This window comes from Streptomyces sp. NPDC042364 (assembly GCF_056437585.1).
On sequence record NZ_JBWKAJ010000026.1, the window covers coordinates 102,740 to 114,541 of the forward strand.

The window sequence follows — 11,802 nt, forward strand, 5'->3', positions numbered from 1 at the left end:
CACCGGCTGAGGGGGCGGGGCCGCCGACAGCCGCGCGCGCCGACGCCCCACGGCGGCTGCCGCCTGGTGCCTGCCGCACGCCGCACGCCGTATCCGCTCGGCACCGGTGCCGAGGGCGCCGCACGGGCCCGCGCGGGCCCCGCACCCACCGGCCGGCCGACCGTGCCGAGCAGTGGGGCACTCGCGAGGTGACGCCCCGTCATCCGCGTTCCTTCCCCCGGGAGAACGATCCCGCGCGAACCGTGAACGGCGATCCCTCGCGGACCTTCCGAGCCGGCCCTCGGCAGACCCCGTTCACCGACCGCCTGGTGACCATGTGGCCAAAGATGCACGGTGCAGCCGCACGGCCGCCTCTGCGCCCGCGCATGCGCCCCCGGGCTGATCCACGCCCTCTCGCCAGTGCGCCCCATCCGCTCCACACTGGCCTGGGAAAGCCGTTTCGGCGAAGGGGGACGTGTGATGCGGGACAGCCACCGGGGGGACGCCGAACGGCTGTTGGTCCGGGCGGTCGAGGAGGAGGTCCGCAGGTCGGGTGGCCGTACCGACGGGGTCGTCCTGCTGGGGCGCGCACGGGCCGCGCTGGACACGATGGCGCAGAACGCGTCGGAGGAGTACGAGGCGTACACCCGCGCGCTGGACGAGTCGGAGGCCGGCCGGCTGACGTTCGGCCAGCGCTATGCGCGGGAGGGCTCCGGAACACCTTTGCTGGTGGCGGCCGTCGCGGCCGGTACCGCGGTGGTGGCCGACCTGTCGTTCGGCGTCGACGCGGGCACCGCCGTGAGCACCGGCCTGATCGTCGGTGTCGCGAGCGCCGTGGCCACGGTCCTGAAGGTGACCGCCTCGCATCTGCCGGCCGCGCACCACCGCGCCGGCGCCCTGGGCCAGCCCGGCGGCCCCGAGCAGCTGCGGCTGCAGTGGCTGACGGCGCTGGAGGTCCGCGGCATACGCCCGTTCCTGGACCAGCAGCGCGTCCTGGCCGCCTCCACCGCGAAGAAGAAGGCGCCCCGGCTGCGGGGCGCCGACAAGAGCGCGGCGGCCCGCCGACGCAACGTGCTGGAGCAGTCGTTCGCCCAACTGCCCGAGACTGACGACCGGTTCGCGGGCCGGGGGGCGGAGATGGCGAAGATCCGCCAGTGGGTGCAGGCGGCCCGCGCCGAGACGGAGACCCGGCCGACGGTGGTCGTCCTGCACGGCGCGTCCGGCTCCGGCCGCACCGCTCTCGCCGTCCGCGCCGCCCATGATCTGCGCGACCACTTCCGCGGCGCCTGTGTGGTCGATCTGCGCGCCGACAGCCCGGAGGAGACCCCGCTGTCGACACGGGACGCGCTGATGCATCTGCTGAATCGTCTCGGCGCGCCCCGCGAGCAGTTGCTCTTCCGGGAGCGCACCTCACAGGACCAGCAGGTCAAACGGCTGAGTGAGTTGTACCACCAGCATCTGACCGCGCTGCCGGTCACCGTCGTCCTGGACGACGCCTCCGACCCCGAGCAGGTCCGCACGCTCGTCCCCGAGCGCTCCGACAGCCTCGTCCTCGTCACCGCGCGCGCCCCGCTCGCCCTGCCCGCCGACCTCCCCGCCTGGGTGCACCAGCTCCCCGTGGAGGCGATGGACGGCGAGGGCACGCGGGAGCTGCTGGGCTCGGCGGCCCAGGACGCCTCGGCGCTGTCGGCCGGGGCGCACGGGGGCTCGTCCGAGACGGGTGCCTCGAACTCGTACGACGTCGAATCCCTCGCCCGCATCCGGCATCTGTGCGGCGGTCTCCCGCTCGCGCTGCGGGTGGCCGGCTCGTCCCTCGGCCCGCGCTCGCCCCGCCAACTCGCCACGGACCTGGGCGCGTACGGCCCGGTCGAGCCGGTCGAACGAGCGCTGTGGCTGCGGTACACCGACCAGTCGGAGCCGTCCCGCCGGCTGCTGCGCCGGCTGGCGCTGGCGGGCCGGGCCTCGCTGGGCGCGGCGGCCGCGGCCTCGCTGCTCGCCACGGACGAGACGGAGGCGACGCGCCATCTCACCGCGCTGGCCCGTGCCGGTCTGATCGACCATGTGCACGGCAACCGCTACCGGCTGCACGACCTGGTGCGCGCGTTCGCCCAGGCCCGGCTGCTGGACGAGGAGGAGCCCAGCGAGCGCACGGCCGCGCAGGAGCGGCTGATCGTCACGTACGCGGATCTCGCAGACTCGGTGCTCCGGCTGGTCGACGGCAACATGTCGACCCGCTCGGACCGCTTCGGCTCGCACGGGTTCGTGTCGCTGGACGAGGCGCTGCGCTGGCTGGACGACGAGACGAGCTTCATCACCTCCACGCTGCGGCACGCGGAGGGCGTGAACCAGGCGGCCGTACTGAGTCTGCTGGGCGCGCTGTGCGACTACTGCCTGCTGCGCGGCGACCTCTACCGCCTCGGTGAGCTGAGCGAGCTGGCCCAGTCCGTGGACCAGGGCCTGCTGACCCGCTCGGTCCAGTGGCGTACGGGCATCGCGGCCCGCCAGCTGGGCGAGCTGGACAAGGCCCGTACGACGCTGGCGTCGGTGGTCGACCAGTACCTGGAGACGAACCACGACGCGGGCGCGGCCCGGGCCCTGTGTTCCCTGGGCATCACCCTGCACCACCAGGGCAACCTGACCGAGGCGGCGGCCAAGCTCCACGAGGCCCTGGACATGCAGGCGGTCCCCCAGCTGGCGGCCGACCGTGCCTGGACGATGCACGCGCTGGCGGCGGTGGAACGCGACCGCTCCCGTCTCGCCGACTCGCTGGACCTCCTGACCCGCGCCCTCGTCGTCCACCGTCAGCAGGAGTCCCTGCACGGCGAGGGCTGGGCCCACTTCCAGCTGGGCCAGCTGCTGCTGCGCATGGGCGACGTCCCGCGCGCGGAGGGCGAACTCGGCACCGCCCTGGACCTGTTCGGCCGTACCCGTGACCCCCGCGGTCAGGCCTGGAGCATGACGCAGCTCGCCCGTGCCCGTCTCGTCGCCGGTGACCCCTCCGCCGCCGTCGACGGCCTCCGTCAGGCCCTCACCCACCACCGCGACAACGAGGACGCCCGCGGCGAGGCCTGGACCGGCTACTACCTGGGCCAGTGCCTGGAGGAGACGGGCAATCTCGACCAGGCGGTCAGGGAGCTGGAGCGGTCACGGACGATGTTCTCGCGGATGCGTGACGTGTACGGTCTGGCCTGCGCCCGGCACCATTCGGCGCGGGTCACCCGGGACCAGCGTGCAGTCCAGACGGGTTCGCTGCGCAACTCGGGCTTCGCCCGCCAGTTGCTGGTCGACGCCCGAGCCGACTTCCAGCGCATCGGCGTCGCCCACGGCGAGGCCTGGACCTGCCTGGAACTGGCGGTCGTGGACGCCGGCAACGCCCGCATCCCGCAGGCCCTCGCCCTCTGCGACGAGGCCGCACACCTGTTCGCGTCCTTCGGCGACCGCCGAGGCGAGGACTGGGCCCGCTTCCTGCGCTGCACGATGCTCCCGTACGGCGCCCCCGGGGGCGTCGAGATCGGCACGGCCGTGGCCCAGGAGGAACTCGCACAGCTCTCCCGCACCCCGCACCCCCTGCGCGACGAGAAGCTCACCGAGTACATCGAGGCCTACGAGCTCCTCCTCGAACGCGGCGTGAACCTGGAGGCCGGCTGGCGCGCCTGGACCCTGGGCATGGTCCCGAACCGCCATGCGCGCGAGGTGATGGGGGTGGCGGTGACGGCAGGACAAGGATGAGACCGACCACACCCGCGGGGCCGACGACACCCACGGGGCCGGGCCAGGCCCGGAGGGCCGGCGGCGACCCCAGGACTGGCGACAACCACGAAGCCGGCCCACGCCCGCAGGGCTCGCGACAACCCCGGGGCCAAACCGGGCCATGGCCACCGGGCCGGGGGGACGCCCTCAGGCGCGGCCCCGCCCCGCCGGGGTCGGGTGGACGCCCGCAGGGACGGGTGGCACGGCTCACGGTGCGGCGCGCGGCGCCAGCCGGGGTCTCGCGACGTCGCGAGGGGCGGGCGGGCGGGCGGGCGGTGCAGCATGACCGGCATGACCCCATGACCCGGTATCGGGGTCACGGAGTCATGCCGTCAGACCGTCGCGGGGCCCTCAGCCCTTTGCCGGGGAGGCCTTGCCGGACGTGGCGGACGCGCCCGGCCCCTCGCCGGAGGCGGCCGGGTCCGGCGTCTCCTCGAAGTCGACCTTGCCCATGTGCCTGTTCATGGACTTCATCAGGCCCCAGACGGCCAGGGCCATCACCGCGAAGACGATGAAGCCGAGGACGCCGGGGGTGACCTTGTCCTTGTCCAGCTCCTTGGCGAGGGGGAGGACGTGCGTGGTGACTGCCAGGCTGAAGCTCATGTCTGGCATTGTCCCCCAGGGCTAGCGGATGCCCGCAAAGAGGTCGTCCTCCGGGAGCGATGTGGCCACGAGGGACTTCGCGAGCTCGTACTCCTCCGTGGGCCAGACCTCCTTCTGGATCTCCATCGGGACGCGGAACCAGCCGCCGTCGGGGTCGATCTGCGTGGCGTGGGCGATGAGGGCCTTGTCACGGATCTCGAAGAACTCGGCGCACGGAACGTGCGTGGTGAGGGTGCGCTCCTCGCGCTGGAACTCGTCCCACCGCTTGAGCCAGTCCCCGTAGGGGGACTCCAGGCCGCGCGCCAGCAGGGCGTTGTGCAGGGCCTCGGTGCGGGGACGGTTGAAGCCCTGGTTGTAGTACAGCTTCTGCGGCTGGAACGCCGGACCGTACTCGTCCTCCGGGTACTTCTCGGTGTCCGCCGCACCCTCGAACGCCACCATCGAGATCTTGTGGGTCATGATGTGGTCCGGGTGCGGGTAGCCGCCGTTCTCGTCGTAGGTGGTGATCACCTGCGGGCGGAACGCCCGGATCCTTCTGACCAGCTCACCGGCCGCCTTGTCGACGTCCTCCAGGGCGAAGCAGCCCTCGGGAAGCGGAGGCAGGGGGTCGCCCTCCGGGAGACCGGAGTCGACGAAGCCGAGCCAGTCCTGCTCGACGCCGAGGATCTCGCGGGCCTCGTCCATCTCCTTCTTGCGTACCTCGTGGATGTGTTCCTCGATGTACTTGTCGCCCTGGAGCTTCGGATTGAGGATGGAGCCGCGCTCCCCTCCCGTGCAGGTCACGACCAGCACGTCCACCCCCTCGGACACATACTTCGCCATGGTGGCCGCACCCTTGCTCGACTCGTCGTCGGGGTGCGCGTGCACGGCCATCAGTCGCAGCTGGTCAGTCAAGACTCATTCCCTCGTAAGTCGGCGCCCGGCCCGTACTTCGGTTACATCGATGACCCAGCCCGGCGCGATCCGGTGAGCCAATACTGCCGTCCCGCGCGGACATCCCCGTCGGGGCGGCCGTCAGGCGCTGGGCGGGAGGCTTCTATAGTGACCGAATCGGGGGGCGGGATATTCCCGGTCCAGACCCCGGACGCCCCCTGAGCGGGAGCGCGTTCCGGCCCACTCCGAGAGGATGATCATGAGTACGGCGAGCACTCAGCTCCCCGAGGGCCGCTACGGCCGCTCCGCGGACGAGCGCGCCGACCGCAAGCTCAAGATCATCGGAGCCGTTCTGGGCGCCGCCCTGCTCGTCCTCGTCGGCTGGTTCGCCTACCACTACGTGGCCGGGAACAGGATCAGCGTCGAGATCTACACGTTCGACACCTCCGCGAAGTCGGTGAAGGTGCACCTCAGGGGCGACAAGGACGCCGGTGTCGAGGGCTACTGCACCGTCCGCTCCCAGGCGGAGGACGGTGCCGAGGTGGGCCGCGCCGACTTCCGCTTCGACGCCGGCACCACCGACATCGACCAGGTCGTCACCCTGCAGACCACGTCCCGCGGCACCACGGCGGAACTGCTCGGCTGCCACGCCGGCTGATCCGACCGAACCACCACGGTGTGACGCCTGAAACACTGCCCTGACCTGCGGTGACGCAATTCTTGTGGTTTATGTCCTCCCCCTTGGGCCACTGAATTGTTAGGCTCGTGGTTTCGCCCACTCATGAAGGAACATTCTTCTGGGTAGGGCGATGCTTTGTATTCCCAGTACCTACGAGGAGCACCTGTGACCCAGACCAGCGAGAACGTCACCTGGCTGACCCAGGAGGCGTACAACCAGCTCAAGGCCGAGCTGGACTACCTGTCTGGTCCTGCGCGCACGGAGATCGCCGCCAAGATCGCGGCCGCGCGCGAGGAGGGCGACCTGCGCGAGAACGGCGGGTACCACGCGGCCAAGGAAGAGCAGGGCAAGCAGGAGCTCCGTGTGCGCCAGCTGACCCAGCTCCTGGAGAACGCCAAGGTCGGCGAGGCACCCGCGTCGGCGGACGGCGCGGTGGCGCCCGGCATGGTCGTGACGATCGCCTTCGATGGCGACGAGGACGACACCCTGACGTTCCTGCTCGCCTCCCGCGAGTACGCGAGCTCGGACATCGAGACCTACTCGCCGCAGTCCCCGCTGGGCTCCGGCGTGATCGGCAAGAAGGTCGGCGAGGACGCCCAGTACGAGCTGCCGAACGGCAAGTTCGCCTCTGTGCGGATCCTCAAGGCCGTGCCCTACCAGAGCTGAGCGGCGCCGGAGCCGGCCGCGCGACCGCGCCGCCTTCTCCGAGCACACCCGAAGCCCCCGGCTTACCCGCGAGCCCCCCGGCGCCCTCCGGCACCGGGGGGCTCGTCGTATCCGTCCCGGTCCACCGGCGATTCTCCCGTTACCGCCGGTCACACCGGCGCTCACGCCGAGGCCGAGCGGTACTTCCGTACGGCGAGGGTCCGGAATATCACGATGATGAGGACCGAGTAGATCAGCGATGCCCATACCGGGTGCTGCATGGGCCAGGCGTCCGACGGCGACACCCCTGGGTTGCCGAACAGCACGCGACAGGCCTGCACGGTCGCACTGAAGGGGTTCCAGTCGGCGACATGCTGCAACCAGGGCGTCATCCGGCTGGAGTCCACGAACGCGTTCGAGATGAACGTGACCGGGAACAGCCAGATCAGCCCGCCGGACGTGGCCGCCTCCGGTGTACGGACGGACAGGCCGATCAGCGCGCCGACCCAGGTGAACGCATACCCCAGCAGAAGCAGCAGCCCGAAGGCGCCGAGCACCTCGCCGAAGGTGGTGTGGGTGCGCCAGCCGACCAGAAGGGCGACCGCGGCCAGCACCGCCAGGGTGAGCGCCGTCTGCACCAGGTCCGCGAGGGTGCGCCCGGTCAGTACGGCCCCGCGGGCCATGGGCAGCGAGCGGAAGCGGTCGATGAGCCCCTTGTGCATGTCGTCGGCGATGCCGGCACCGGCGCCCGCGGTGGCGAAGGTGACGGTCTGCGCGAAGATGCCGGCCATCAGGAACTCGCGGTAGACGGCGGGGTCCGTGGTGCCGCCGATGTTCATGGAGCCACCGAAGACATAGCTGAACAGCACCACGAACATGATGGGCTGGATGAGCCCGAAAATGATCATCTCGGGGATCCGGGACATGCGGATCAGGTTCCGCTTGGCCACGACCAGTGAGTCCCGGACGGACCGGGTGATCGGATTGCCGGGCGGGGCGACCCGCACGGTGTCGATGGCGGCGCTCACTTCGCACCCTCCTTTCTGCGCCCGCGCCCCTTGGCGCCGGCCGTCTCGCCGTTCGTCTCGGTCTCGTCCCTGACCTCGGCGGCGTGACCCGTCAGGGAGAGGAACACGTCGTCCAGGGTGGGGCGGCGCAGTCCGATGTCGTCGATCTCGATGCCGCGGGTGTCCAGTTCGCGGATGACCTCGGCGAGCAGCTTGGCACCGCCGGTCACGGGCACGGTGAGCTGGCGGGTGTGCTGCTCGACCGTCGTCTCGCCCTTGCCGAAGCCGTTCAGCACCTCGACGGCGGTCGCGATGTGCTCGCGCTCGTGCACGACGACCTCCACGCGCTCGCCGCCGGTGCGGGCCTTGAGCTGGTCGGAGGTGCCGCGGGCGATGACACGGCCGTGGTCGACGACGGCGATGTCGTGCGCGAGGTGGTCGGCCTCCTCCAGGTACTGGGTGGTGAGCAGCAGGGTCGTGCCGCCGGAGACCAACTGCTTGATGACGTCCCAGAGTTGCTGCCGGTTGCGGGGGTCGAGGCCGGTGGTCGGCTCGTCCATGAACATCACCGGTGGTGAGACGACGAGCGCGGCGGCCAGGTCGAGGCGGCGGCGCATGCCGCCGGAGTAGGTCTTGGCGGTGCGGTCGGCGGCGTCGGCGAGGTTGAACTGCTCCAGCAGTTCGCTCGCGCGGGCCTTCGCGGCCTTGGCCCGCATCTGGTAGAGCCGGCCGACCATCTGCAGGTTCTCACGGCCGGTCAGATACTCGTCCACCGCGGCGAACTGGCCGGAGAGGCCGACGGAGCGGCGGACGGCGTCGGGGTGTTCGAGCACGTCGATGCCCGCGACCGTCGCGCTGCCCCGGTCGGGGCGGAGCAGGGTGGTGAGACAGCGGACGGTGGTGGTCTTGCCCGCGCCGTTCGGCCCGAGCAGGCCCAGGACGGTGCCCTCGGGTACATCGAGGTCGACACCGTCCAGAGCCCTTACGTCACCGAAGGTCTTGACCAGGCCTTCGGCATGAATGGCGCCTGGCATGTGATTTCTCCGTGTCGTCGGGCTTCCTTCGCAAAGCCTAGGTTTGTGCGTTTCGTTCCGCGCCGGGGCGGACGCGAATTCGCCGCACGAGCGTCGCGACACACACCATAACGCGATGTATCGCGTCTCTCAATGGACTTCCCCGAACGAGTGACAGAGGCCCACCCGACCTCGGGCTTCGGCGTGCCCGGGGGGTCTGGGGAGCCGGGGAGCCGGGGAGCCGGGGAGCCGGGGAGCCGGGGAGCCGGGGAGCCGGGGGCTCAGTCGATGACGGTGTAGCCCGCCTCGCGCAGGGCGTGACCGAGCTCGGCGCAGTGGGCGGGGCCCCTCGTCTCCAGGTGCAGTTCGACCTCCACCTCGGTGAGGCCGAGCCGCGGGTCGGTCCGGACGTGGCTGACGTCGAGGACGTTGGCGTCCGCCGCCGACAGCACCCCGAGGAGCGTGGCGAGGGCGCCGGGGCGGTCGGTCAGCCGGAGGCGGACCTGGAGGTAGCGGCCGCCGGCGGCCATGCCGTGGCGCAGGATGCGCTGCATCAGCAGCGGGTCGACGTTGCCGCCGGAGAGCACCGCGACCACCGGTCCCTCGAAGGAACCCGGGTCGCGCAGCAGGGCCGCGACGGGGCTGGCGCCGGCCGGTTCCACGACCAGTTTGGCCCGCTCCAGGCAGAGCAGCAGGGCGCTGGACAGGTTGTACTCGGAGACGGTGCGGACCTCGTCCACCAGGTCGGCGATGATTCCGAACGGAACGTCGCCGGGCCGGCCGACCTTGATGCCGTCGGCCATCGTCGCCGGATTCGTGACGGCCACGGGCCTCCCGGCCGCGAGGGAGGGCGGGTACGCCGCGGCGCCCTCCGCCTGCACACCGATGATCCGCACGTCCGGCCGTACCGACTTCACCGCGACGGCGATGCCGGCGGCGAGACCGCCGCCGCCGATGCCGACGACGATCGTGCGCACCTCGGGGCACTGGTCCAGGATCTCCAGGCCCACCGTGCCCTGGCCGGCGATGACGTCGGGGTGGTCGAAGGGGTGGATGAACACCGCGCCCGTCGCGGCCGCGTACTCCTGGGCGGCGGCGAGCGTCTCGTCGACCACCGTGCCGTGCAGGCGCACCTCGGCGCCGTACTCCTCGGTGGCGCTGATCTTCGGGAGGGGGGCGCCCCTCGGCATGAAGACCGTGGAGTGCACGCCGAGCAGAGAGGAGGCGAGGGCGACGCCCTGGGCGTGGTTGCCGGCGCTCGCGGCCACCACTCCGGCGGCGCGCTGCTCCGGCAGCAGACCCGCGATGCGCACATACGCGCCGCGCAGCTTGAACGAACCCGTCCGCTGGAGGTTCTCGCACTTGAAGTGCACCGGAGCACCGACGAGCTGCGAAAGATGCCTGCTGCCCTCCATCGCGGTGACACGTGAAATGCCCGTCAGCATCTTCTGGGCGCCTCGCACGTCGTCGAGCGTCACCCCCGGCAAGGAGTCAGCCGTGCTGTAGCTCATGACACCAGTCTCGCAGTTCACAGGGGCGGGACGCGGGTGTGACCAAGGCGCGGGACGGGTTTCAGCGGGGCCGGTACACCCCGCGCCCGGTCCGCGTACTCTGTCCCCCACCACCAGCGCCCCACGCATGAATTGAGCCTTTGGCCATGCCCACAACACCAGAAATGTCGATGGACATGACGACCGTCGGTGACACCGGTCTTCTCGACACGTTGCAGCACGAGGTCGCGGTCTTCGCGCGCCGTGCCGAACAGACCCGGCTCGGCGGTGTCGGGCAGGTGCGCAACTCCATGGACCGCGCCGCGTACCTGCTGCTCAACCGTCTCGACAACGAGGGGCCGATGGGCGTCAAGGCGCTCGCGGCGAGCATGGGGATCGACTCGTCGACGGTCACGCGGCAGGTGGCGCCGCTCGTGGACACCGGTCTCGTCAAGCGCACCTCGCACCCGGAGGACGGCCGCGCGGTGGTCCTCCAGCTCTCCCCGCGCGGGCTGTCCCGGCTTGAGGAGGTACGTTCCTCCCGGCGCCAGCTGATGGCCGAGCTGACCCAGGACTGGGCGCCCGAGGAGCGCGAGGCGTTCTGCTCCCTCCTCACCCGGTTCAACACCGCACTCTCGGCCCGTATGTCCTCCGCTCCCGAGGCGCCGTCGCCGTCCTGAGCACCGGGCCTTACCGGTACGCGCGTACACGCGCGGCCCGCACGTCTGTCGGGTGCGCCGCTGTCGTGAGCGCCGCTGTCGTGTGTGCCGCTGTCGGGTACGCCGCTGCCGTGTTGCTGCCCGAGTCTTGACCGGACGCCCGCTCCTGGCCTCATATGAGACCGGGCCCTCGTCGTGCGCGGCCGGGGCCCGTTGGCTCAGGTCGGCCTCAGGGGGAGGCGCGGTGCGCGAACGGCGTGTGGCCCAAGCCTCCCGCAGGGACAGGGAGTTCAAGGCGTTCGTCGCGGGTGCGGCGGGGCGGCTGCTGCAGACCGCCACCCTGCTCACCGCGGAGCCGCCGGACGACAACCCGCGCGCGCGGCGGCTGCTCACCCGTGCCCTCGCCCACACGTACGCCGTCTGGGACGGCCTGCGCGGCGAGGACCCCTACGACCGGACCCGCCGCGAACTGGCCCTCCGCTTCGAGCGCGGGGTCTGGCACCACCACGGCCCGTTCCGACGCCCGACCGGTGGTGTGCTGAGCGCACTGGGACCCCAGGAGCGGCTGGTCCTGGTCCTCCGGCTGTACGAGGGGGTCGCCGAGGAGCAGACGGCGGCGCTGCTCGGGCTGCCGGCCGAACGCGTACGGGCGATCTGCCTGCGGGCGATGGCGACGCTCCTGCATCCGCCGCACGAGAAGTCCGTCCCCCCGGTCGTGGAGGTGGCACCGTCATGAACCTGCGGGAGCGGGAGGCCGCCGTACGGCGGATCCTGGACCGTCGGCCGCCGCAGGTGCCGGCCGAACTGTGCGCGGACGCGGTGCGGCAGGGCGGCCGCATGCTGCGGCGCAGGACGACGGCCCGGCATGTGATGTGGGTGGTGCTGCTGGCCGCCGTGGTCGCGTTCGCCGTCTGGGCGGCGACGACCCGTCCCTGGGTGGAGCCGCCGTCGACGACGACCCCACCCGTGACCGGCTGGTGAGCGCGCTCGGTGAGGGGCGGGGCCGGGACTAGCCCCAAGGCCGTGAAGTTAACGGGTCTCGCGGTGTTGTCCAGGGGCCTGTAGGTGAGGGTTTGGCCGGACATGAAGAGCGGAGCCCCGGTA

Annotated in this window: 12 protein-coding genes; 7 read left to right on the top strand and 5 right to left on the bottom strand. The window is 71.5% G+C overall.

Annotated elements, in window-relative coordinates; genetic code table 11:
- Both AC067N_RS34545 and AC067N_RS34550 read left to right on the top strand, forming a co-directional pair.
- Positions 1-192: hypothetical protein (locus tag AC067N_RS34545; RefSeq protein ID WP_478682885.1), on the top strand; the 192-nt coding region annotated here is incomplete at its 5' end.
- Positions 193-459: 267 nt separating this feature from the next.
- A complete protein-coding gene (locus tag AC067N_RS34550; protein ID WP_478682886.1) occupies positions 460-3,708 on the top strand; it encodes a tetratricopeptide repeat protein in 3,249 nt (1,082 codons plus the stop codon).
- Between the two features lie 372 nt (positions 3,709-4,080).
- Here AC067N_RS34550 and AC067N_RS34555 read toward each other — a convergent pair whose 3' ends face one another.
- Both AC067N_RS34555 and mca read right to left on the bottom strand, forming a co-directional pair.
- On the bottom strand, positions 4,081-4,332 hold the full coding sequence (locus AC067N_RS34555) for a hypothetical protein (RefSeq protein ID WP_478682887.1): 252 nt from the start codon (positions 4,330-4,332) through the stop codon (positions 4,081-4,083).
- Between the two features lie 21 nt (positions 4,333-4,353).
- Positions 4,354-5,226 carry a mycothiol conjugate amidase Mca gene (mca, locus tag AC067N_RS34560; protein WP_478682888.1) on the bottom strand — a complete coding sequence of 291 codons (873 nt, stop codon included), beginning with the start codon at positions 5,224-5,226 and terminating at the stop codon, positions 4,354-4,356.
- A 238-nt stretch (positions 5,227-5,464) separates the two neighbouring features.
- Here mca and AC067N_RS34565 point away from each other — a divergent pair, with 238 nt between their 5' ends.
- Both AC067N_RS34565 and greA read left to right on the top strand, forming a co-directional pair.
- The gene (locus tag AC067N_RS34565) at positions 5,465-5,863 is read left to right on the top strand and encodes a DUF4307 domain-containing protein (RefSeq protein WP_478682889.1); all 399 of its coding nucleotides are present in this window, start codon (positions 5,465-5,467) and stop codon (positions 5,861-5,863) included.
- A gap of 186 nt (positions 5,864-6,049) precedes the next feature.
- A complete protein-coding gene (greA, locus tag AC067N_RS34570; protein WP_478682890.1) occupies positions 6,050-6,550 on the top strand; it encodes a transcription elongation factor GreA in 501 nt (166 codons plus the stop codon).
- Positions 6,551-6,711: 161 nt separating this feature from the next.
- Here the strand turns inward: greA and AC067N_RS34575 are convergent, their stop codons facing one another.
- From AC067N_RS34575 to ilvA, 3 genes are all read right to left on the bottom strand, one after another.
- On the bottom strand, positions 6,712-7,557 hold the full coding sequence (locus tag AC067N_RS34575; RefSeq protein ID WP_478682891.1) for an ABC transporter permease: 846 nt from the start codon (positions 7,555-7,557) through the stop codon (positions 6,712-6,714).
- Entirely contained in the window at positions 7,554-8,570 is a 1,017-nt protein-coding gene (locus AC067N_RS34580; RefSeq protein ID WP_478682892.1) for an ATP-binding cassette domain-containing protein, read from the bottom strand. Before AC067N_RS34580 ends, AC067N_RS34575 begins: the two co-directional genes overlap by 4 nt.
- A gap of 260 nt (positions 8,571-8,830) precedes the next feature.
- Entirely contained in the window at positions 8,831-10,060 is a 1,230-nt protein-coding gene (gene ilvA / locus AC067N_RS34585) for a threonine ammonia-lyase (protein WP_478682893.1), read from the bottom strand.
- Positions 10,061-10,224: 164 nt separating this feature from the next.
- On the opposite strand from ilvA, the gene AC067N_RS34590 reads away from it, so the two are divergent.
- The 3 genes from AC067N_RS34590 (at position 10,225) to AC067N_RS34600 (ending at position 11,679) form a co-directional block, all read left to right on the top strand.
- Positions 10,225-10,719, top strand: a complete 495-nt coding sequence (locus tag AC067N_RS34590; RefSeq protein WP_478682901.1) for a MarR family winged helix-turn-helix transcriptional regulator — start codon at positions 10,225-10,227, stop codon at positions 10,717-10,719.
- Positions 10,720-10,942: 223 nt separating this feature from the next.
- A complete protein-coding gene (locus AC067N_RS34595) occupies positions 10,943-11,434 on the top strand; it encodes a sigma factor-like helix-turn-helix DNA-binding protein (RefSeq protein WP_478682894.1) in 492 nt (163 codons plus the stop codon).
- A complete protein-coding gene (locus AC067N_RS34600) occupies positions 11,431-11,679 on the top strand; it encodes a hypothetical protein (protein ID WP_478682895.1) in 249 nt (82 codons plus the stop codon). Before AC067N_RS34595 ends, AC067N_RS34600 begins: the two co-directional genes overlap by 4 nt.
- Positions 11,680-11,802 lie beyond the last annotated feature (123 nt).

What these genes read in the sequence shown, in the direction of transcription:
- AC067N_RS34550 (WP_478682886.1), top strand. Translation starts at nt 460, where the DNA reads ATGCGGGACAGCCACCGGGGGGACGCCGAACGGCTGTTGGTCCGGGCG.
- AC067N_RS34555 (WP_478682887.1), bottom strand. Translation starts at nt 4,332, where the DNA reads ATGAGCTTCAGCCTGGCAGTCACCACGCACGTCCTCCCCCTCGCCAAG.
- AC067N_RS34565 (WP_478682889.1), top strand. Translation starts at nt 5,465, where the DNA reads ATGAGTACGGCGAGCACTCAGCTCCCCGAGGGCCGCTACGGCCGCTCC.
- AC067N_RS34580 (WP_478682892.1), bottom strand. Translation starts at nt 8,570, where the DNA reads ATGCCAGGCGCCATTCATGCCGAAGGCCTGGTCAAGACCTTCGGTGAC.
- ilvA (WP_478682893.1), bottom strand. Translation starts at nt 10,060, where the DNA reads ATGAGCTACAGCACGGCTGACTCCTTGCCGGGGGTGACGCTCGACGAC.
- AC067N_RS34590 (WP_478682901.1), top strand. Translation starts at nt 10,225, where the DNA reads ATGTCGATGGACATGACGACCGTCGGTGACACCGGTCTTCTCGACACG.
- AC067N_RS34600 (WP_478682895.1), top strand. Translation starts at nt 11,431, where the DNA reads ATGAACCTGCGGGAGCGGGAGGCCGCCGTACGGCGGATCCTGGACCGT.